The 25,674-nt window shown below is 36.3% G+C and carries 6 protein-coding genes; all 6 read left to right on the plus strand.

What is annotated here, in order from left to right; translation table 11 throughout:
* The first annotated feature begins 139 nt into the window (after positions 1 to 139).
* Entirely contained in the window at positions 140 to 4,690 is a 4,551-nt protein-coding gene (locus tag F6K27_RS14890) for a type I polyketide synthase (RefSeq protein WP_287275961.1), read from the plus strand.
* 72 nt (positions 4,691 to 4,762) lie between these two features.
* Entirely contained in the window at positions 4,763 to 10,447 is a 5,685-nt protein-coding gene (locus F6K27_RS14895) for a non-ribosomal peptide synthetase (protein WP_287300885.1), read from the plus strand.
* A gap of 85 nt (positions 10,448 to 10,532) precedes the next feature.
* A complete protein-coding gene (locus F6K27_RS14900) occupies positions 10,533 to 12,266 on the plus strand; it encodes an NAD(P)/FAD-dependent oxidoreductase (protein WP_287275965.1) in 1,734 nt (577 codons plus the stop codon).
* Between the two features lie 179 nt (positions 12,267 to 12,445).
* Positions 12,446 to 21,694, plus strand: coding sequence for a non-ribosomal peptide synthetase (locus tag F6K27_RS14905; RefSeq protein WP_287275966.1), 9,249 nt, complete (start codon positions 12,446 to 12,448; stop codon positions 21,692 to 21,694).
* Positions 21,695 to 21,778: 84 nt separating this feature from the next.
* Positions 21,779 to 22,813, plus strand: a complete 1,035-nt coding sequence (locus F6K27_RS14910; RefSeq protein WP_287275968.1) for a TauD/TfdA family dioxygenase — start codon at positions 21,779 to 21,781, stop codon at positions 22,811 to 22,813.
* A 356-nt stretch (positions 22,814 to 23,169) separates the two neighbouring features.
* Positions 23,170 to 25,674: amino acid adenylation domain-containing protein (locus tag F6K27_RS14915; protein WP_287300886.1), on the plus strand; the 2,505-nt coding region annotated here is incomplete at its 3' end.

Below are 25,674 nucleotides of genomic sequence, written 5' to 3' on the forward strand. Positions count from 1 at the left end.
GGGTTATACTCTTAAATATAAAAAACTTAGTTCAACCCAACCCAAAAAAATATCTAAATTTAATTCAAAATCAAAAAGTATTAATCTATCATAATAATCTTAAATTTATAAATTACTAATAAATACTAATATAATAAAAATGAATGATTCTACAGAAATAAACGGTTTAGAAATAGCAGTAATTGGTATGTCAGGTAGATATGCCAGAAGTAAAAACTTGAATGAATTTTGGCAAAATTTAATTGATGGAATAGATTTAACCTCTATTTTCCCTACAGATAAAACTGACGAAAAAGACATTAAAGCAGGGTCTATATTAGAAGATATCGACTTATTTGACGCAGATTTTTTCGGTATGAATCCCAGGGAAGCAGAAATAACAGACCCCCAACACAGAATATTTTTAGAATGTGCATGGGAAGCATTAGAAAACGCAGGATATAACACTGAAATAGAAAAAAGACCGATAGGGGTTTATGCTGGTATATCAATGGGTACTTATGCTATTTATAACCTCTACAATAACCCAGAAATAATATCATCTACTACCCCATTACAAAGATTAATTGGAAGTGACAAAGATTATGTACCAACTCGCATTTCTTATAAGTTAAACTTAAAAGGTCCTAGTGTTAGTATAGGAACGGCTTGTTCGAGTTCATTAGTGTCAGTTCATTTAGCTTGTCAGAGCTTGCTAAGTGGGGAATGTGACATGGCTTTAGCTGGTGGAGTTGCTGTTAAAACTCCTCAAAATGAATTAACTTTATCTCCTGTGGAAATAATTTCTAAAGATGGTCATTGTCGTCCCTTTGATGCTAAAGCAAATGGTACTTTAGGAGGCAATGGAATAGGAGTAGTTGTTCTTAAACGTTTAGAAGAAGCAATTGCAGATAGAGATACTATTTATGCTGTTATCAAAGGTTCTGCTATTAATAATGATGGGGATGACAAAATTGGTTATCCAGCTCCAAGTGAAAAAGGTCAAAAAAAGGTTATTCAAGCAGCTCAAATAATGGCAGAAGTTGAACCAGAAACAATTTCTTACATAGAAGCTCATGGTACAGGTACTCCTTTAGGCGATCCAATTGAAATTGCAGCTCTCACAGGAGCTTTTCAGTCAGAGAGTAGTCAAAAAGGTTATTGTGCTATCGGTTCGGTAAAATCAAATATTGGACATTTAGATGGAGCGGCTGGAATTACAGGTTTCATTAAAACTGTAATGGCATTGAAGCACAAAGTTTTGCCACCTAGTATCAAATTTGAAGCTCCTAACCCGCAAATTGATTTTGACAACAGTCCGTTTTTTGTAAATACTAAATTGTCAGAGTGGGAAACTAATGGTACGCCACGTCGCGCGGGGGTAAGTTCATTCGGAATAGGTGGCACAAACGCTCATGTCATTTTAGAAGAAGCTCCTGACGTAGAAGTTATTCCTAGTTCGCGAAAACATCAACTATTATTACTTTCTGCTCGTACCCCTTCTGCTTTAGAAACAGCAACAGAGAATTTAGTCAACCATTTAAAAGATAATACTAACATCCCACTTGCGGATGTTGCCTACACTCTACAAGTAGGGCGCAAAGCATTTGCCCATCGACGCATAGTAGTAACTACAGATATAGAAGATACCGTCAAAGTATTAGATACAAAAGACCCCCAACGAATTTTCAGCAGTTTCAACGAATCAAATAATTGCCCGGTAGTATTTATGTTTACGGGGCAAGGTGCCCAATATGTCAACATGGCGCGAGAAATATATGAAACAGAGGTAGTATTTCGGGAAGAATACGATCGCTGTCGGGAGTTACTCAAACCACACTTAGACTTAGATATATATTCTTTATCCGACTTAAACCCAACTTCCATTGCTCAACCAGCACTATTCATCATTGAATATGCTTTGGCAAAATTATGGATGTCATGGGGAGTTTATCCAGCAGCAACTATAGGGCATAGTATAGGAGAATATGTAGCTGCTACTTTAGCTGGCGTTTTTTCTCTGGAAGATGCTTTGAAAGTGGTGGCCACTCGCGGTCGTTTGATGCAGCAACGACCACCAGGGGCAATGTTATCTGTAAGTTTGTCTGCTTCAGAGGTAGAGTCTCTTTTAGCAGAAACTAAAATTACTGGAGTGGAGTTAGCAGCTAATAATGCTCCTTCTTTAAGTGTAGTTTCTGGTAGTTTGGAAGCTATAGCAGAATTAGAAAATATGCTGATGCAGCGAGAAATAAATTGTCGTCGCTTGCATACGTCTCATGCTTTTCATTCTCAGATGATGGATGCCATTGTTGAACGATTTACAGCGGTAGTTAAAAAGGTAAATCTTAATCCTCCACAGATACCATTTATTTCTAACGTTACTGGTACTTGGATTACAAATAATGAGGCGATCAATCCGACTTATTGGGCGCGACATTTACGGCAACCAGTAAGATTTGCTGATGGTATTGGGGAATTATTGAAAGACTCAGAACAGATATTCCTGGAAGTTGGACCGGGGCGCACTCTCGCTACCTTTGTCAGAAAGCAAGCAGGGGAAAGGTTAGTATTAACTTCATTGCGCCATCCTAAAGACGAACAATCAGATACAGAATTTTTCTTAAATACTCTCGGTAAACTTTGGTTAGCAGGGGTTAAAGTAGATTGGTTGGGATTTTCTACTCAGGAAGAACGTTGTCGTATTCCTTTACCCACATATCCATTTGAGCGTCAACGTTACTGGGTTGATGCAGAAGAAGGAGTCAGTCCTCAGGAGTCGGGAGTCAGGAGTAAAATTGGACATTTATTGAAAAAGCCTGATATTGCTGATTGGTTTTATGTTCCTAGTTGGAAACATGAAATTTTACCATCAGTGGATTTTTCAGAACGCAAACGTTGGTTAGTTTTTGTAGATGATTCTGAATTTTGTTCTGCTTTTTGTGAGAGATTGAGTCTTCAGTATGGTGCAGAAGTTATTCAAGTCAAAAGAGGAGATAAATTTCACAAAATCCAAGAAGGAGTTTATACCATCAATCCCGAAATTCAGGAAAATTACGAGATTTTATTAAATGAGGTTCTTGAATTAGGAAATATTCAAAATATTTCTCATTTCTGGAGCTTGATTCCGGCTAAAAATTACGAAGAATATCAGAAATTAGGATTCTACAGTTTGCTCTATTTAGCACAAGTATTAAATAGCAAAACTTTTAAGGAATCATTACAAATAGGAGTAATTTCTAGCAATCTTCAAAAAGTGACTGGAAGTGAAAAAATCATTCCTGAAAAAGCCACTATATTAGGTGCTTGTAAAGTAATTCCACAAGAATTATTTAATGTAAATTGTTGTTCTATAGATATAGAAGAATCTGATGCGTCCGGCAATATATCTACCATAAAAATTGATAGACTAATTACAGAGTTAGTAGTAAATTTTAGCGCTTCGGCAGTTGCTTATCGTGGAGGACGACGGTGGGTAGAAACTTTTGAACCTATCACTTTAGAACCAGCTTCCAAAAATCAAAGATTACGAGAAAAAGGAGTTTATTTAATCACAGGAGGAATGGGAGGTATTGGTGTAGCGATCGCTGAATATTTAGCTGAAACGGTACAAGCAAAATTAGTATTAATTGGGCGTTCGGATTTTCCTCCAAAATCTGAGTGGGAAAATTTATTGAAAACTGGAGATAATAATGGAGTTATCGACAAAATTCAAAAGTTACAAAAGCTAGAAAAATTCGGTGCAGAAGTTTTAACTTTGCAAGCTGATGTTGCCAATAAAGAACAAATGCAGACAGCAGTAAATCAAGTATATGAAAAATTCGGTAATATTCATGGAGTAATTCATGCTGCCGGGACTATTGGCCAAACTGAAAATAAACTCAAAACACCAGAAACAGTAGAGAAAATTTTTGCTCCCAAAATCAAAGGTACATTAGTTATAGATGAAATTTTTCGAGATACTAAATTAGACTTCTTAATTTTTTGGTCTTCTCTTAGTTCAATAATAGGGGGATTTGGACAAATAGATTATGCTGGAGCTAATGCTTTTCTTGACATATTTGCTAATCGTAAAAGTGAAAATTTCACAGTATCTATTAATTGGGATACATGGCAAGAAGTAGGAATGGCAGCCAATATCAAATTGCCAGAAAAATATCAAAAGCAACATGAAGAAAATTTAAAGCAAGCTATTGCTAACCGGGAGGGAATAGAAGTATTTAGTCGAATTTTACAAGGAAATAAATTAGAGCTAAATAACTTTTCCCAAGTAGTAGTATCAACAAAAGATTTTCCAGAAAGAATCAAACAATCTTATAATCTCAAATCGAAATCTAAGCAGACTTTAGGGCAGGAGCAATCGTCTAAAGTTACTACTCTGCGCCCCAATCTTACCAATGCTTATGTAAAACCCCGTAATGAAATGGAAGAGAAAGTTGCAACTATTTTTGAGATGCTTATAGGCATTGAAAAAGTAGGAATTTATGATAACTTTTTTGAACTTGGAGGTGATTCATTATTGGCAACACAACTTAATTCTCGACTTAAGGAAATATTTCAAGTAGAAATATCTATAGAAGAATTTTTTGATGCACCAACAGTAGGAGAAATTTGCCAAAAAATTCAAGATTATCAGTCAAAAGGAGAGACGGTTAAAACTCAGATAATACTTCCAGTAGATCGACAGGCATATCAAATCAAACTTACTGAATAATAATAAATAACTTAAAAAATATCACTCAACTAACAACTAAATTGATTGTAAAAATTATTAAATCAGAAAACTATGAAAGTAAATAATTATAATTCTTCAGTTACCGAAGAAGTAAAAGAAAATAGCGAGGAAGTATTTGTATTTCCAGCATCTTTTGGTCAGAAACGACTGTGGCTTCTAGAGCAACTTCAACCAGGGAACTCTGCTTATAACGAATGTGGTGCCATGAACTGTAGAGGTCAACTAAATACAGTTGCACTAGAGCAAAGTTTAAATGAGATTGTGCGTAGACACGAAGTATTACGAACGTACTTTGCCATAGTCAAGGGAGAACCAGTTCAAGTTATTTTGCCATCTCTAACCTTCAAATTGTCTCTTACCGACCTACGTTCAATAGCAGAAAATGAACTGGAAGTTCAAGTCAAACAACTAATTGAACAAGAAGCTCAAAAACCATTCAACCTAAAACAAGCACCGCTCATGCGGTCCTCTTTACTTCAATTAGCAGAAAATGAATATGTATTAATCCTGGTTTTACACCATATTATCCATGATGGTTGGTCTATGGGATTAATTTTTCGAGAAATAGAAACACTTTACGAAGCTTTTAGCAATCATAAACCATCCCCTTTACCAGAACTATCGATCCAGTACGCGGATTTTACCGTACATCAGAATCAATGGCTACAAGGAGAAGTGCTGGAAAACTTACTGAATTATTGGGAGCAAAAGCTTAAAAATCAGCCAGTTCTGGCGCTACCCACTGATAGACCCAGAACAACTACAGAAACATATAGAGGTGCTACTAAAATTCTGGTACTGCCAAAAGAATTATGTAATGCTATCAAAGCTTTGAGTCAACAACAAGGTACCACTTTATTTATGACATTGTTGGCAGCATTTAAAACCTTATTGTATCGCTATACACAACAGCCAGATATTTCAGTAGGAACACCCATTGCTGGTCGCAACCTAGCTCAGACAGAAAACTTAATCGGATTTTTTGTTAACACTTTAGTCTTACGCAGCAACTTGGAGGGCAACCCTAGCTTTTTAGAGGTTCTAACTGAAGTGTCTCAAGTAGCTATGGAAGCTTATGATCGCCAAGATTTTCCTTTTGAAAAGTTGGTGGAAGTATTGAACCCAGAACGATACTTAGGGCAAACGCCTCTGTTTCAAGTAATGTTTGTTCTCCAAAATAACCCCTTATCACAAATCAAGCTATCAGGGGTAACACTCGAACCAATACCTAGAGAAAAAAATATATCAAAGTTTGACCTAACTCTCTCAATGGAAGAAATTTCTCCGGGAAAAACTTCTCTTTTAGAGAACAATTATACAGGATCATTGGATAAAAACAAATATGGTATGATAGCAGGATTTGATTACAATGCAGATCTATTTGATTCCGAAACAATTGAACGAATGGCACAACATTTTCAAATATTGCTTACTGGTATTGTAGCTAATCCTGATAGCCCTATTTCTGAGTTACCTATACTGACAGAAGCAGAACGTAATCAATTATTGTTGGAGTGGAATGATACAGTCGTTGAATATCCCCAAGATAAATGTATTCATCAGTTATTTGAAGAACAAGTACAAAAAACACCTGATGCAGTTGCAGTAGTATTTGAAAAACAACAGTTAACTTATCAGCAGTTAAATGCCAAAGCTAATCAACTTGCTCATTATCTGCAAAGTTTAGGTGTAAAACCGGAAACACTGGTAGGTATCTGCATCAACCGCTCTCTGGAAATGATTGTAGGATTACTGGGAATATTAAAAGCAGGAGGTGCTTATGTTCCTATTGATCCGAGTTATCCAACAGAACGTTTAGCTTATATGTTGGAAGATGCAGCGCTGCCTGTTTTGCTAACGAGTGAATCAGTATTGCCTAGTTTACCAGAACATTCTGCACAAGTTGTTTGTTTAGATAGTAACTGGGATACTATTGCCAATCAAAGTATTGATAACCCAGTTATTGAAGTAACTCCAGATAATTTAGCTTATGTAATTTATACTTCAGGTTCCACAGGAAAACCAAAGGGAACCATGATTATTCATAGAGGAGTGGTAAATTATTTAAGCTGGTGTACAAAAGCATATCAGGTAAAAGAAGGAAATGGAGTTCCTGTTAATTCTTCTATTGGGTTTGATGCTACGGTAACTGCCTTTTTCTCTCCTTTGTTGACAGGGAAAGAAATGATTTTGTTACCGGAAGATAATGAAATAGAAGCTCTGAAAGAACTTTTATGTTCCCAAAATAATTTGAGTTTAGTGAAACTGACACCAGCTCACTTGCAAATACTCAATACTCTGATACCACCAGAAAAAGCATCCGATGAAACCAGAGCATTCATTATTGGTGGAGAAGCATTACCAGCAACAACCGTATCATTTTGGTCAAACAATGCTCCAGAAACAAAACTAATTAATGAATACGGACCAACTGAAACAGTAGTAGGTTGTTGTGTGTATCAGGTGAAACCAGAGGATTCTCTCAAAGAAGTAATTCCTATCGGTTCTCCTATTGCCAATACTCAACTGTATATTCTAGACAAACATCAGCAACCAGTCCCCCTAGGAGTACCAGGAGAATTGTACATCGGCGGGGCTGGTTTAGCTCGTGGATATCTGAACAGACCAGAATTAACAGCAGCAAAATTCATTCCTAATCCCTTTGATAATAATAACTCAAAGCTATATAAAACAGGAGATTTAGCTCGTTATTTATCCGATGGCAATATAGAATATTTAGGTCGTATTGATAATCAGGTAAAAATTCGCGGTTTCCGTATTGAACTTGGAGAAATTGAATCAGCTCTATCTAACCATCCTCAAGTACAACAAACTGTAGTTATTTGTAGGGAAGATACCCCAGAGAACAAACAATTGGTAGCTTATATAGTAAGGAATGAGGAATCGCTCTTAAATACAGAACTGCAATCCTACCTGGTGCCAAAATTACCAGAATATATGATACCGTCTACTTTTGTCTTCTTAGAGACTCTACCACTAACTCCCAATGGCAAGGTAGACCGGAAAGCTTTACCCGCACCAGATGCTCTGACTAATTCATCAGAATATATTCCACCTCAAAACCCCATTCAAGAAATCATTGCTAACATTTTTGCTACAGTATTGGGAATAACTAAAGTAGGCATCCATGAGAACTTCTTTTCTCTAGGAGGTCATTCCCTGCTAGCAACTCAAGTTATCTCTCATATTCGCCAATACTTGGAAGTAGAAATTACCTTCAAAACTCTATTTGAATCACCCACTGTAGCAGAATTAGACAAAAGCATAGAACAATTAAGTGAATACTCAATCTCACTGCACGCACCAGTCATTCAACCCCTACCCCGTAACGGAGGACCTCTACCCCTATCTTGGGCACAGGAAAGACTCTGGTTTATCAACCAAATCGAAGGAGAAAGCGATACTTACAATGATTCAGGAGTGTTACGCATTAAAGGCAACCTCAACCATGATGCTCTTAAGTCAGCTATAGTAGAAATTGTCCGTCGCCATGAAGTCTTACGCACTCGGTTTGAAGCAAAGGATGGTACTCCAGTACAGATAGTTGAACCAGATATTAACTTCCAACTAGAAGTTAGTGATTGGCAAAATCTATCTTCTGATCAACAGGAAACAAAGCTGCAAAAATACGCCCGCCAAGAGTCTGCAAAACCTTTTAATCTCACCACAAGTCATCTGTTACGAGTTAATCTGCTGAAATTTTCTGCCACAGAATCAATACTATTGGTGACAATGCACCATATTATTTCTGACGGTTGGTCGATTGGAGTATTTGTCAAAGAACTTTCTGCTCTCTACACTGCATATAGTCAAAACCAGACATCCCCATTAACTGAATTACCTATTCAGTATGGTGACTATAGTTTTTGGCAACGACAGTGGTTAAGCGGAGAGGTGCTAGAAAATCTGATTTCTTACTGGAAACAAAAACTAGCAGGGGCACCTCCTACTTTGGAGTTACCATTTAAGAAGGAGGAAACAGAAATTAGGAATGGGCAAAGTAAAATTGAATCTTTTACCCTGTCTCCAACAATTGCAGAAAAACTCCATGCTTTGAGTCGTCAAGAAGGCGCTACTTTGTTTATGACATTGTTGGCAACTTTGCAAACTCTCTTGTATCGTTATACAAATTCGGATGATATTGTTGTAGGTACTGATATTGCTAATCGTAATCGGGCAGAAACAGAATCTCTGATTGGGTTTTTTGTAAATTTGCTGGTGTTGCGAACTAACTTATCTGGCAATCCCACTTTTAAGGAGTTACTGAAGCGAGTTAGGGAGGTGACATTGGAAGCTTATGCTCATCAGGATTTGCCTTTTGCTAAATTGGTGGATGTTTTACGACCTGAAAGAAAGGCGAATACAACTCCACTGTTTCAGATATTGTTTGTTTTGCAAAATGCTCCCGTACCAGAGTTTGAACTGCCCAATTTAAAAATCTCACCTTTTGTTATAGATACTGAAATTGCCAGATTTGACTTAGCCATATTTGTTGAAGAAACTGAAGCAGGAATTACCTGGAATTTAAGGTATAGTACAGACCTTTTTGATCGACAAGATATTGCTAAAATGTCCAGCCATTTACAAACATTATTAACTAATATTGCTAATAACCAAGAGATTAAAATTAAGGACTTAGAAATGCTAACTGAATCGGAAAAAGAAGCTGAAAAAGCTGCTAAAGTTAAACGGACAAAGGCTAACTTTAAAAAGTTTAAATCTATTAAACCAAAGGCAGTTAGTCTGCCACAAAAAGATTTAATTAAAACCAGTTATTTAAAACCAGAACAAACCTTTCCTTTAGTAATTCAACCTAATAGTCAGGAAGTCGATATAGTTGACTGGGCAAAAAATAACCAAGATTTTTTTGAGACTAATTTACGTCAACATGGTGCAATTTTGTTGAAAAATTTTAATATTAATTCTGCCTCAAAATTTGAAAAGGTTGCTGGTGCTATTACTCCTAGTTTATTTGGAGAATATGGAGATTTACCAAGGGAAGGTGTGAGTAAAAAAGTTTATGGTTCCACACCTTATCCAGAGGATAAAGCTATCCTATTTCATAATGAAAGCTCTCATTTACATCGTTGGCCTCAGAAAATATTTTTCTTATGTTTAAAGGCTGCTGAATCTGGTGGAGAAACTCCAATTGTTGATTGCCGAAAAGTTTATCAAATGTTGAATCCTCAGTTACGAGAAAAATTAGAGGAAAAACAATTAATGTATGTCAGAAATTATATTGAAGATTTAGATGTTAGTTGGCAAGACTTTTTCCATACTAACAATAAATCGGAGGTTGAAAGTTATTGTAAAAATGCTAGAATAGAATTTGAGTGGTTAGATAAGAATGGTTTAAAAACTGCTAAAATCAGGCCAGCAATAACTACTCATCCCCAAACTGGAGAAAAGATATTTTTTAATCAAATTCAGTTACATCACATCTCATATTTAGACGCTGCTGTACGTCAATCTTTATTATCTGAATTTGGAGAAGAAAGACTGCCTCGGAATGTTTATTATGGTGATGGTTCCCCAATTGAAGATTCAGTAATTGAGGAAATTGAAGCTATTTATGAACAAGCCGCAATTAGTTTTCCTTGGCAACCAGGAAATATGATTATGCTTGATAATATGCTAATCGCTCATGGTCGTAATCCTTATGTTGGGGAGCGGAAAATTGTTGTTGCTATGGGAGAATTGATGGAGGAACAATAAAATTTCAGCTTAATTAAACGGATTTGAGTCAACTAATTTAGTTGAGAAAATTAGTAAATTTTCTCTAGATTAACAAAAATAAATAATGAGTGAAAAAAAGATGCAAAATTTTGACATAATTATTCTGGGTTCAGGATTAGCAGGATCGATTCTAGCAACTATCTTAGCTAAACATAATCTCCGCGTCCTCATAATTGATAAGAATGCACATCCTAGATTTGCGATCGGAGAAGCTATGACTCCTGATACAGATTTAATGATGGAAATTCTCAGTCATCAATATTCTGTTCCTGAAATTGCACACCTAAGTTCCTTTAAGAATATTTGCGAAAATATTTCACCTTCTGCTTGTGGGTTAAAGCGTTCATTCAATTTCATATATCATCGGCAAGGAGAAGAGCAAAAATTACAAGAAACCAATAAACTTGGAGTTCGCCCTAGCAGCCACTTATTTCGCCAAGATGTAGACCACTATATGACAAAAGTTGCTGTTAAATATGGAGCTACACTTTTAGAAAAAACTAAAGTATTAGACTTGGATATAAACTCACAGGGAGTTAAAGTCGAATTAGAAGATGGGAAAAAATTTACCTCTGAGTATTTAGTAGATGCCAGTGGGTATAACTCTATACTTAGTCGTAAATTTAATTTGCGAGAAGTTCCAACTAGATTTAAGACTCACTCAAGAAGTATTTTTACTCATATGGTTGGTGTAGAGAGATACGATGACTGCGTTACTAACGGTACAAATGAAGGTGATATTTTTTGGTATCAAGGAACTCTGCATCACATATTTGACGGTGGTTGGATGTGGGTGATTCCATTTAACAATCACGAAAAATCAACTAACCAAATTTGTAGTGTGGGACTTAACCTCGATCCTCGCCGTTTTCCGAAAACAGATATATCTCCCGAACAAGAATTTCAAAATTTTCTCTCAAATTATCCAGGGGTTGCTGTTCAATTTAAAAATGCTAAACCTGTTCAAAACTGGATATCGACAGATCGTTTGCAATATTCTTCACATTCATGCACGGGAGAACGATTTTATCTCCTGCCTCATGCTACCGGATTTATCGATCCACTCTACTCTTTTGGATTAGTAAATAGCTGTACGATTATGATTCCCTTAGCCTCTCTAATTATGAAGGCTATTTCAGAAAACGACTATTCGATGGAAAATTTTTCTAAAGTTGAACGTTTACAGCAAAAACTTCTTGATTACAATGATAACTTAGTAAACTGCTCATACATTTCTTTCTGCAATTTTAATCTTTGGGATGCGTGGAGACGTGTTTGGGGTCTTGGAAGTTTTATGCGTCAAGCAAAAGCAGGATTTGCAAAGAGCCTAAAAATCCAGGCAGGTAAAGCAGAAGAATTATCAAAAATTAATTTCGATGATGAATTATATCGTTTGACTCCTAGTTATGAAGGTTTAGGCGATGGTTTTTTCCGAGAGGCTACAGAAACAGTTGAAAAAGTAGAATCAGGCTTACTTTCTCCTGATGAGGCTTCAGAGAAAATTATGTCTTTGATAAATTCGATTGATTTTCTACCAGATAATTTTTGCCAGATGGGAGATTTTTCACAAAAACATATAGATATCAAATCGGATTGGTATAAGTCCGAGTTTTTACGTTTTTTATTTTGGATTAAGAAATCTCCAAAACCAGAAGTCAAGAAATCTTTTGATTACGATATGGCAGATTTATTAGCAGCAAAATCAAAAAATAATATCAAATTAAAACTATTAAGTATCCTTTACAAGATTCGTCAAATCTTCCTTAATAGTATACCTAAATTATCTTTCAATAGATAATATAATTTACATAGAATCCGGTTCTATAACACCCGTAACTCGTTACTAATCAAAAATTTTGTAGTTGCGCTTTTGTACCTGAATAATTATTCTTGTGGATTAAGCGCAACTATGAATTTTATTATTATTGTTTACCTATTTTTTTCGTTTTAAAAACCATCCTTATATAAAAAATAACTATGACTGCTACTACAACTATCGCCGGATTTAGATTATCTCCCCAACAAAAATATCTTTGGAGATTACAAGAAAATAACTTAAATTACTTAGCAAAATGTACGATAAAAATTCAAGGCAAAGTTAAAGTAAGTATTCTCAAATCGGCACTAGAAAAAATTCTTAACCGACATGACAATTTTCGGACAACATTCCAAAGTCGCCCCGGTATCAAAATGCCGATTCAAGTTATTTTAGAAGATAGCAATATTTCCTGGACTCATCTAAATTTAAGTAACTTAAAATCGGAAAAACAAACCGAGCAAATAGGGGAAATACTACAGAATCAAAATGGTTTGATGGCTCAACTTGACCAACAACCAATATTTCCTACAGTTTTCCTAACTCTGTCTGAAGAGGAACATCTTTTATTAGTTAGCTTGCCTGCACTTATTGCTGATAGTTTTACCCTAAACAATTTGGTTAAAGAAATTAGTGAAAGCTATGATTTATGCCTCCAAGAATCAGATTTTGATGAGGAAGCGGTGCAATATCTGCAATTTTCAGAATGGCAAAATGAATTATTAGAAGAAGAGGATGCAGAAGCAGAAATAGCTTATTGGCAAAATAAACAATTCCAGTGGGTAAATTTACCTTTTGAAAAGTCTCAATTTGAGGCAGAAAAATTTACACCCGAACAATATAGTTTAAATTTAGATGCTAATGTAATTGCTAAGTTAGAAGTAAATATTTTACCTAATATTACTATTGAGAATTTTTTACTTGCTTGTTGGCAAACTTTACTTTGGCGACTCACAAAACAATCGGATATTACTATCAAAACTGTATTTTCTGGCAGACAATATGAAGATCTGGAAGAAGTAATGGGTTTACTGGCAAAATCTTTACCTATTTCTTGTCAGTTAGAAGAGAATTTGAAATTTACTCAATTATTAGAACAAATTAGCGATCGCCTCACAGAAGCTTCAGAAAGGCAAGAATATTTTATTAACTCAGAAACAGAAGTTCCAGGTATTGGTTTTGAGTTTATTGATATCTCAAAAACCTACTTAGGAGGAGATTTATCTTTTAGTTTAGAAAATCAGTCAGTCATTTTTGAAGATTTTAAAATTAAGCTAAATTGTATCAAAACTCAAGAATCTCTCATAGCAGAATTTCAATATAATTCCGAACTGATAAATATTGATGTAATTAAATCTTTTGCAAAGCAATTTGAAGCGTTAGTTGCCAGTGTTGTTGAAAATATAGATGCTACGATTAGCCAGTTAAATATATTCAATAAATCTGAAATTAAAATTCTTCTAGATGAGTTAAACCAAACAGGACAAAATTACCCACAAGAAAAATTAATTCATCAAATATTTGAGTCACAAGTAGAACTTTACCCCAATAATATAGCAGTAGTATTTGAAGACGAAAAACTTACTTATGCAGAACTTAATTCTCAAGCAAATCAACTCGCTCATTATCTACAAAAAAAAGGAGTTGAAGCAGAAACAATAGTTGGTATTTTTATGGAGCGATCGCTTGAAGTAATTATAGCTATATTAGCTATTCTTAAAGCTGGTGCTGCATACTTACCTTTAGACACAAAGTTACCAGAAGAAAACTTAGCTTTTCGCTTAGAAGATGCAGGAGTTAATATCCTATTATCTCAGTCAGAAATTGCACCAAAAAACCTCAATCAAAACATCAAAATCATCACTAAAACTGATGAAAATATTGCCCAACAACCACAAACAAATCCTACTAGCAAAGTCAACACAGAAAATCTAGCATATATTCTCTATACATCCGGTTCCACAGGTAAACCTAAAGGTGTGGCGATCGAACACCGACAAATTCTAAATTATCTCCAAGGTATCCAAGAAAAACTGCAAATTTCTTCTGTTGCGACATCCGCAATAGTCTCCACTTTTGCTGCTGACTTAGGTAACACAGTTATTTTTCCTACTTTATGCAGTGGGGGATGTCTGCACATTATTTCCCAAGAATGCGCCTCCGATGCAACAGCACTAGCAAATTATTTTCAACGCCATCCCATCGACTACCTAAAAATTGTTCCTTCCCACCTCTCAACTCTTTTAACATCTAACCCATCTCCCTTTTTGTTGCCACGTCAATGTTTAATCCTGGGAGGGGAAGCAGCAACTTGGGATTTAATTGCCAACATCCAACAGCACTTGCCTCAATGTCGTATTCTCAATCATTACGGACCTACAGAAACTACAGTCGGCGCTCTCACCTATCCAGTTGATAACTCCAACAACTATAATGCAAAAACTGTTCCCATCGGGCGTCCCCTAGCTAATACTCAAGTCTATGTATTAGATGAAAAATTGCAACCTGTTCCGGTTGGGGTTCCTGGAGAGCTTCATATTGGAGGTGCTGGTTTAGCTCGTGGTTATTTCAACCGCCCAGAATTAACAGCGGAAAAATTTATCCCCCTTCCGTCCCCCTTAGAAAGGGGGAGACTGGAGAATGTTTCCCCCTTATCAACGGAGATACAGGAAAACGTTCCCCCCTTACAAAGGGGGGTTAGGGGGGATTCTTCCCTATATAAAACAGGAGATTTAGTACGGTATTTACCAGATGGGAATATTGAATTTATCGGACGTATTGATAACCAGGTAAAAATTCGTGGTTTTCGTATAGAGTTGGGAGAAATAGAAGCAGCGATCGCCTCCCATCCAGAAGTACAAACTGCCGTAGTTATTGTTAAGGGTGATGATTCTAGTAATAAGCGTTTAGTCGCCTATTTTGTACCTACTAAAAAACAGTCTTCTCCTAATAATTTACGTCAGTTTCTCCAAGAAAAATTACCAGACTATGCTATCCCATCAGCTTTTGTCAAACTAGAATTTTTACCACTTACTCCCAACGGCAAAATTGACAGAAAAGCTTTACCCGAACCAGACAGTATCCGGCAGGAATTAGAAAATTTTGTTGCCCCCCGCAACCCGACAGAAGAACTTTTAGCTAATATTTGGTCTCAACTATTAAAAGTAGAAAAAATAGGTATCCACGATAATTTTTTCTCAGTGGGAGGCAATTCCTTATTAGCAACCCAAGTTATCTCTCGGTTACGAATAGCATTTAAAACAGAAATTCCTCTCAAATATTTATTTGACTTTCCTACAGTTGGAGAACTTAGTAAAGCTATAGATGATTTTAAAGGAGAAAAATTACAATTACCTCCTATTGAACCGATTTCACGAGATATTGATATTCCTCTATCTTTTGCCCAACAACGACTTTGGTTTCTCGATCGCTTTGAGGAAGAAACTACTGCTTATCATAACTATGGTGTACTAGAGCTAAAAGGAAAACTCAATATTTCTGCCCTGGAAACAGCTATTGAGGAAATTGTTCGCCGTCACGAAGTCTTGCGGACAAATTTTGTGATGAAAAATGGAAATCCCATACAAGTAATTAATGCTCCATCTAGTTTCAGTTTCCCAATAATAGATTTACAGTCATTGCCAGAAGCAGAAAAATTAACTGCTGCACAAAAAATAGTAAAAGAAGAACAAGCAAGACTTTTTGACTTGAGTAACGATTCTTTATTGCGAGTTTCCCTGCTCAAGCTAGAAGCAGAATCTCATATTCTGTCGCTGGTAATGCACCACATTGTTACAGATGGTTGGTCAACTGGAATATTAATCCGAGAATTATCTAGTCTTTATCAAGCATTTTCAGAAGGAAAACCTTCGACTTTGCCTGAGTTATCCATTCAATATGCTGACTTTGCTTACTGGCAGCGTCAGTGGTTATCCCAAGAATTGCGAGAAGCTAATCTCAACTATTGGAAACAACAGTTAGCAGGGGCACCACCATTATTAGAATTGCCTACCGATCGCCCACGTCCAGCTATTCAAACTTTCCGAGGCAGTATTGAATCATTTCGGGTAAATTCTACAATAACTCAGAAATTGAAAACCCTGAGTCAGCAGTCTGGGGCAACCTTGTTTATGGCTTTACTGAGTGCTTTTGTAGTTTTACTCTCGCGCTATAGCAACCAAGACGACATTGTGGTAGGTTCTCCTATTGCTAATCGCGATCGCTCGGAAATTGAACCATTGATGGGATTTTTTGTGAATACCTTAGTATTGCGGACTCAATTGCAAGGTAATTCTAGTTTCTCAGATATATTGGAACAAGTACGACAGGTGACTCTAGAAAGTTACGCTCGTCAAGATGTACCTTTTGAGCAATTAGTAGAAGCTTTACAACCAGAACGCTCTCTCAGTTATAGTCCTCTATTTCAGGTGATGTTTATTTTGCAAAATGCGCCGATGGATAAACTGGAGCTACCTGATTTAACTTTAACTCCTTTGGGTGCAGAGAATGTGACAGCAAAGTTCGATTTAACTTTGGCTATGAGAGAGACAGACACAGAAATTGAAGGAATTTTAGAATACAATACAGATATTTTTGATGCGGCAACAATCATTCGCATGGGAGAGCATTTTCAGCATTTATTAGAAGCAATTATTGCCAATCCCGAACAACCTGTTACTCAACTTTCTCTATTAACAGAAGCAGAGCGCCATCAATTATTAGTGGAGTGGAATGATACAGCAGTCGAATATCCGTCAGATAAATGTATTCATCAGTTATTTGAAGAGCAGGTAGAGAAAAATCCTGATGCAGTTGCCCTCGTATTTGAGCAGGAACAATTAACCTATCAACAGCTAAACGCCAAAGCTAATCAACTTGCTCACTACCTGCAAAGTTTAGGAGTTAAAACTGAAACATTGGTGGGTATTTGTATAGAGCGTTCCCTGGAAATGGTAATAGGATTGTTAGGAATATTAAAAGCAGGTGGTGCTTATGTTCCGATAGATCCCAGTTATCCCGCAGAACGTTTGAGTTATATGTTAGAGGATGCAGCAGTACCAGTGTTGCTCACCAGTAAATCGGTAATGGAGCTTTTGCCAGAACATTCTGCACAGGTGGTGTGTTTGGATGGTAACTGGGATACCATTGCCAATCAGAGTTCTGAAAATATAGCTAGTGGAGTTAATCCAGAGAATTTAGCTTATACAATCTATACTTCAGGTTCTACTGGGAAACCAAAGGGAGCAATGAATACCCACAAGGGAATTTATAATCGTTTGCTCTGGATGCAGGATACTTATCAACTAATATCAAGCGATCGCGTTATTCAAAAAACTCCTTTTAGCTTTGATGTCTCAGTCTGGGAATTTTTCTGGCCTTTGCTAGCAGGTACAACTTTGGTAGTAGCTGCTCCTGGAATTCACAAAGATAGTGAAGCTCTGATTAATTTGATTGTTCAACAGCAAATTACCACAATTCATTTTGTGCCTTCAATGTTGAGCGTATTTCTACAAGCAGAAAAAATCAAAGATTGTAGTAGTCTCAAACGAGTAATTTGTAGTGGAGAAGCATTATCTTACCAACTTCAACAGGATTTTCAAGAAAAGCTCAAATGTGAATTACACAATCTCTACGGACCAACAGAAGCAGCAATAGATGTGACATTCTGGAATTGTGCAGTGCAAAAATATCCAGGAATAGTTCCCATAGGCCGTCCTATTGCCAATACCCAACTTTATATTCTAGACAAGAATAATCAACCAGTACCCATTGGAGTTGCCGGAGAATTACATATCGGTGGTGCAGGTTTAGCACGGGGATATCTGAACAGACCGGAATTAACAGCAGAAAAATTCATTATCTGGAAGGAGTCAGGAGGTAGGGACGTTGCATGCAACGTCCTTACGGAGTCAGGAGGGAAGAGGTTATATAAAACCGGAGATTTAGCTCGATATTTGCCCGACGGTAACATAGAGTATCTAGGTCGTATTGATAATCAGGTGAAACTCCGAGGTTTCCGCATAGAACTAGGAGAAATAGAATCGGTTTTATCAAGTTATCCTCAAGTACAGCAAACTGTAGTTATTATTCGGGAAGACAACCCAGGGAATAAGCGACTGGTAGCTTATATAGTTAGTTCTGACTCATCATTGAGTAGTGCGGAACTGCAATCCTACCTGCTGTCAAAATTACCAGAATATATGGTGCCGTCTGCTTTTGTCTTCTTAGAGACTATACCACTAACTCCCAATGGCAAAATAAACCGCAAAGCTTTACCAGCACCAGATATAGAATTAACTAGAACGTCCGAATACGTTCTACCTCAAACACCTATTGAAAAAGCATTAGCAAGTATTTGGCAAGAATTACTAAAGATTGAAAAAATTAGCATCCACGATAACTTCTTTGCGGTAGGTGGAGATTCTATTCTAAGTCTGCAAGTTGTCAACCGCGCTCAACAAGCTAAAATCAAGATTACTCCCAAACAGATATTTCAATATCCAACTATTGCACAATTAGCTCAGGTAGCAGAAAGTGTAACAGCTACATTAGCTCAACAAGGTATAGTTAGTGGCATACTACCCCTGACTCCCATTCAACAATGGTTTTTTGAGCAAAACAAATCCCAACCCCATCATTTTAATCAATCAATATTGTTGCAAGTTCCTGATACTGTCAAGCCAGAATTGTTGTCTCAAAGCGTATCTAAGTTATTAGAACATCACGATGCTTTACGTCTACGGTTTATCCGCACAGAGACTGGATGGCAGCAAACAAACCAGGAACTTGATGAAACAGTACCATTCGAGGTGGTAAATCTATCCGATATTCCTGAGTCGCAACAGTCGGCAAATTTATCGGAAATAGCCAACAACCGACAAGGGAGCTTGAACCTTTCAGAGGGGCCGCTAATGCGAGTGGTGCTGTTCGAGTTAGGAAATAATGGTCGCCGTTTATTAATTATCATTCATCACCTAGCAATTGATGGAGTCTCTTGGCGCGTTTTACTACAAGACTTGTTGATAGTTTACCAACAATTAGAACAAAAACAGACTGTAAAATTACCTCTGAAAACTACAGCATTTCAAGATTTTGCTATCCGTTTACAGGAATATGCCAAATCAGAAAAATTACAACAACAATTGAATTATTGGCGATCGCTACCTTGGTCTGAGTTCACTCCCATACCAGTAGACAATGATGTAAATTTAGAGCAAAACACAGTTGCATCTAAAGCTGAGATTTCAGATAGTCTTAGTGTAGAAAAAACTCGCGCCCTTTTACAGGAAGTTCCTGAAGCATACAATACCCAAATTAATGATGTACTACTAACAGCAACTCTACAAACCTTGAGTCAATGGATAGGGAAATCAACTGTATTAATAGACTTAGAAGGACACGGACGGGAAGATTTGTTTGAAGATATAGATTTATCTAGAACAGTAGGATGGTTTACCAGTTTATTCCCAGTGCTGCTAGCAGGTAATGATAGTAAGAAACTGGGAGAATCTATCAAGTCAGTGAAAGAACAATTGCGAGCTATTCCTGAACGTGGAATTGGCTATGGAATATTGCGTTATCTCAGTCGCGACTCTGAATTAAATACATTACCCAAAGCTCAAATTTGCTTCAACTATTTAGGTCAACTTGACAACACTCAATCCTCTGAAATAGATTGGCAAGTAGCATCAGAATCTATTGGAACCGAACATAGTCCAGAGGGAACTCGCAGTTATTTATTAGATATTAATGCAGCAGTAGTGGCTGGAAAACTGCAAGTCACCTGGAAGTATAGTCGTAATTTCCATAATGAATCTACGATAGAAAAGTTATCCCGTAATTACATAGAAGCATTAGAGCAACTGATAGAGCATTGTTTATCCCCAGAGGCGGGTGGTTATACACCTTCAGATTTTCCATTAGCTCAGTTAAACCAACTACAACTCGACCAAATATTGGCAGCAGAAAAACTGAATAAGATAGAATCTATATATCCTCTTTCTCCCATGCAACAAGGAATACTATTCCATGTCCTAGTTGCTCCAAATTCAGGAACCTATTTTAACCAGCTAGTCTTAACTTTATCTGGGGAATTTCAGGTTGAAGCTTTCCAACAAGCATGGCAAAAAGTAATAGATCGTCAGTCAATACTCAGAACTATGTTTGTCTGGGAAAAATGCCAACAACCACTACAGATAGTGCATCAACAAGTAGATTTGCCTTGGAATTATTTGGACTGGCAAACCCTCTCTAGTGCCGAACAACAAAATAATTTGGATACTTTACTGACAACCCAAAGACAAGATGGTTTTGCACTTAACCAAGCTCCTTTGATGCACTGTACTTTGATTCGGGTGTCGGAGCAAACTTATAAGTTTATTTGGAGTCATCACCATATTCTGATAGATGGTTGGGGATCGTCAATTATCTTTAAAGAAGTCTTGAACTTTTATCAAACACAGTATCTGGGTCAAGGTAGCAGTCTGCCAACCCCTGTTCCCTATAAAAATTACATTGCCTGGTTACAACAACAAGATTCTGTGGCAGCAGAGACTTTTTGGCGACGAACTCTATCAGGGTTTAAGACTCCGACTCCGCTATTGGAGGATAAGTCAAAGTCCGATAACTCTAAAATTGCACAGATAGACCACATAGAAAAATTACATTTATCATCTGCAACGACAAAAGCATTAGAATCTCAGGTTCGAGAACATCAGCTTACTTTATCCACACTAATACAAGGTATGTGGGCAGTGCTTCTGAGTTGTTATAGTGGAGAGTCAGATGTCTTGTTTGGGGTAACAGTTTCAGGTCGTCCTCCCAGTTTGCCAGGAGTAGAAAATATAGTGGGGCTATTCATCAATACTTTACCACTGCGGGTCAATGTTTCTGCCAATGAATCAATTTGGTCTTGGTTGAAAGCTTTGCAGGAACATCAAGCGGAATTACAGGAGTATTCCTATAGCCCACTGGCAGAAATTCAGAGTATGAGCGAACTACCTGGAGGAACTCCTTTATTTGAAAGTATTGTGGTGTTTGAGAACTATCCGATGGATGACTCTCTCAAACAAAATAGTGAATCTATGAGCGTAACTAAGTCTCAATATATCCTCAAAACCAGTACACCTTTAACTATGGTAGTAGCACCTGGTGAGGAGTTATTGGTGAGGATAGATTATGATGACAGTCGTTTTACAGCGCAGACTATAGTTCAAATCTTAGAAAATCTCAAAACTTTATTGGAGGCTATTGTAGCTAATACCCAAGCAACGGATATGGAGTTAACTGAGCTATTAGATATTGTTGACAAAGACCGAAAACGACAACAACTTCTCAAGGAACAAGAACTTGAGGCGAATAGTCGCCAAATGCTGAAAAAGATTAAACGAAAGCCAAAATCTACTCGCTAAAACTCATTTAGTCTTTAGGTAGATGAAGCGAACGCTATCATCTACCTATACTATATTTTCAACACCTTTATCCTAAAAAAAACCATGAACAAAACACCTAACCAACCTAGTCCAATGAAAATAGAGCGCGTCAAACGACAAGGGGTAAAACTATCCCCTCAAGACATGATTAAAATTGATTATTTTCAACCAGATTGCTCACTTCCTGTTGTCATTCAACCATCTACGGAAAAATTAAGTTTAATTAGTTGGGCAAGTAATAATAGAGAATTAATTGAAACTAATTTGTTAAAACATGGTGGTATTCTGTTCAGAAATTTCCAATTAAATACGATTACTGAATTTGAAATATTTATGCAATCTAATTTTGGCAAATTGTTAGAATATTCTTATCGTTCGACACCTAGAACTCAAGTTAGTAATCAGGTATATACTTCCACTGAATATCCGCCAGAACAATCAATTCCTTTGCATAATGAAATGGCATATACTCTCAGTTGGCCAATGAAAATTTGTTTTTATTGTGTTCAAGCATCAGAACAAGGAGGAGCTACACCAATAGCTAATAGTCGAAAGATTTTTGAGCGTATTAATCCTACTATTAGAGACAAGTTTCAGGATAAAAAAATTATGTATGTCCGTAACTATGGTAATGGATTAGATTTACCTTGGGAAACTGTTTTTCAAACTAATAATAAATCCGAAGTAGAAAAATATTGCGATCGCGCGGGAATTAAGTTTGATTGGCAAGAAGGAAATTCCCTCAGAACTTATCAAGTTTGTCAAGCTGTTGCTTCTCATCCAAAAACAGGAGAAATGGTATGGTTTAATCAAGCTCATCTATTTCATATCTCAAATTTAACAAAGCAAGTTCAAGAGCAACTTTTATCTGTTTTTGAAGAAGATGAACTGCCCCGTAATACTTATTATGGTGATGGTAGTCCTATTGAAACATCTATTCTTGATGAGATTCGCGAAATCTATCAGCAAGAAGCTGTACAATTTCCTTGGCAAGCTGGAGATGTTTTATTACTAGATAATATGCTGACTGCTCATGGTAGAACTCCTTTTGTTGGTAAGCGGAAAGTTGTAGTAGGAATGGCAGAAATTAATGAATAATTAATAATGAATAATTAATAATGAAAATTATCTTTAATTATCAATTATCAAGATGTCTTTGACAATGGGAATTAGGGTGTTGTAATGCCTCCTTTCCTGCGGAATGCTACGCAAACGCCAACACCCAATCAAGGTAAAACTTGCAATGCAGGAGAATATATCATATTTGACTATATTCCGATCGACTATAGCAATCCTAAGTAGGTTGTAAAAATTCAAAAACTATAAATAAGCTCCGAAACTTTTACCCATTGCCTATTTTATATTCCCAAATAGTAGCAATATTTTTGACACAAATAAAATAGGATTGCTATATAAATATATATAATTTACGAAAAAATAATAGCAGTAAAAATATGAATAATTTGGTAGCTGAAACAAAACAAGAAATTACTGAAGGATATGGGCTATCTCCACAACAAAAACATCTGTGGTTGTTGCAAAAAACTGAAAAAATAGGAATATATTTAGCTCAATGTGCAATTTCAATTCCTGGCAAGGTAGACTTATCAATACTCAAATCTGCCTTACAAAAAATTGTTGAACGCCATGAAATTTTCCGCACAAACTTCGACTCATTGCCAGGCATGATCGTTGGAGTACAAATTATTAGAGATGAGAATATTTCTTATAATATTTTCTGGGGAAAAGAATATGATTTAACTCAAGTAGAAACAGCTCATAAAACTGCTGAATTTGCTAGAATTTCGGAAAATTTAGCTCAAAATTTTTTCGATCTAAAAAAAGACTTTCTTTTTCACGCATCTCTTGTAAAATTATCTCCTGAACAACAAACTTTACTAATTACTTTACCTGCTCTAATTGCTGACTCTAAAAGTCTGCAACTTTTAGTCAATGAACTTAACCAAGAATATGCTGCTTGTCTAGAAGGAAATGAGTTACCAGAAGCTGAATTACAATATGCTGATATTGCTGAATGGCAAAATCAATTACTTGCAGCAGAAGAGGCTGAATTAGGAAAAGAATATTGGGAAAAACAAGACATTTCTAATCGTTTCAATTTAAAACTTCCTTTTGAAAAACAGTCAGAAGCATTTCAGCCAAAAGTTCAACAAAATATTATAGATTCAGATTTAGCTACCAAAGTAGACAACATAGCTAAACAATTAGATATCTCAACATCGGACTTTTTATTAACTTGTTGGTTAATATTAATCTGGCGACTAACAGGAAAGTTAAATATTGTAGTTGGCCTGGTGAGCGATGGTCGAAAATATGAAGATTTAGAACAAGCATTAGGATTATTTGCTAAACATTTACCTTTGTCTTTTCAAGTTCAGGAATACTTGAAGTTTAATGAATTATTAGAACAGGTAAAAGCATCAATATCTGATATTTTTAAATGGCAGGATTATTTTACTTGGGAACAATTTATTTCGACCACTGAAAACTACTCTGAACAATCTTTTTTACCTCTGAGTTTTGAATTTATAGAACTGAATAATGTTTCTCAAAATGTTGATTTTCAAATAGACAGGATTTACACTTGTACTGATAAATATAAAATTAAACTTGTAATTACTCAAGATAACAACTTAAGTGCAGAACTTCACTATGATGCTAATGCCTATAATTCTGAAGATATCCAGAGATTAACTGAACAATTCCAAGTATTATTAGCAAGTGTAGTCGAAAATCCTGTAGCAGACATTAGTAAGTTAAAAATTAATGCTAGTCATCACCTGCAACAACTCCTAATTGATTTTAACCAGACTCAAGAATTTTATCCCCAAGATAAATGTATTCATCAGTTATTTGAAGAACAAGTACAAAAAACACCTGATGCAGTTGCAGTAGTATTTGAAAAACAACAGTTAACTTATCAGCAGTTAAATGCCAAAGCTAATCAACTTGCTCATTATCTGCAAAGTTTAGGTGTAAAACCGGAAACACTGGTAGGTATCTGCATCAACCGCTCTCTGGAAATGATTGTAGGATTACTGGGAATATTAAAAGCAGGAGGTGCTTATGTTCCTATTGATCCGAGTTATCCAACAGAACGTTTAGCTTATATGTTGGAAGATGCAGCGCTGCCTGTTTTGCTAACGAGTGAATCAGTATTGCCTAGTTTACCAGAACATTCTGCACAAGTTGTTTGTTTAGATAGTAACTGGGATACTATTGCCAATCAAAGTATTGATAACCCAGTTATTGAAGTAACTCCAGATAATTTAGCTTATGTAATTTATACTTCAGGTTCCACAGGAAAACCAAAGGGAACCATGATTATTCATAGAGGAGTGGTAAATTATTTAAGCTGGTGTACAAAAGCATATCAGGTAAAAGAAGGAAATGGAGTTCCTGTTAATTCTTCTATTGGGTTTGATGCTACGGTAACTGCCTTTTTCTCTCCTTTGTTGACAGGGAAAGAAATGATTTTGTTACCGGAAGATAATGAAATAGAAGCTCTGAAAGAACTTTTATGTTCCCAAAATAATTTGAGTTTAGTGAAACTGACACCAGCTCACTTGCAAATACTCAATACTCTGATACCACCAGAAAAAGCATCCGATGAAACCAGAGCATTCATTATTGGTGGAGAAGCATTACCAGCAACAACCGTATCATTTTGGTCAAACAATGCTCCAGAAACAAAACTAATTAATGAATACGGACCAACTGAAACAGTAGTAGGTTGTTGTGTGTATCAGGTGAAACCAGAGGATTCTCTCAAAGAAGTAATTCCTATCGGTTCTCCTATTGCCAATACTCAACTGTATATTCTAGACAAACATCAGCAACCAGTCCCCCTAGGAGTACCAGGAGAATTGTACATCGGCGGGGCTGGTTTAGCTCGTGGATATCTGAACAGACCAGAATTAACAGCAGCAAAATTCATT

The sequence above is a fragment of the Okeania sp. SIO2F5 genome, from assembly GCF_010692685.1.
Lineage (GTDB): Bacteria > Cyanobacteriota > Cyanobacteriia > Cyanobacteriales > Microcoleaceae > Okeania > Okeania hirsuta.

Coding starts and splice junctions, on each gene's coding strand:
- F6K27_RS14890 (WP_287275961.1), top strand. CDS start 140: ATGAATGATTCTACAGAAATAAACGGTTTAGAAATAGCAGTAATTGGT.
- F6K27_RS14895 (WP_287300885.1), top strand. CDS start 4,763: ATGAAAGTAAATAATTATAATTCTTCAGTTACCGAAGAAGTAAAAGAA.
- F6K27_RS14900 (WP_287275965.1), top strand. CDS start 10,533: ATGAGTGAAAAAAAGATGCAAAATTTTGACATAATTATTCTGGGTTCA.
- F6K27_RS14905 (WP_287275966.1), top strand. CDS start 12,446: ATGACTGCTACTACAACTATCGCCGGATTTAGATTATCTCCCCAACAA.
- F6K27_RS14910 (WP_287275968.1), top strand. CDS start 21,779: ATGAACAAAACACCTAACCAACCTAGTCCAATGAAAATAGAGCGCGTC.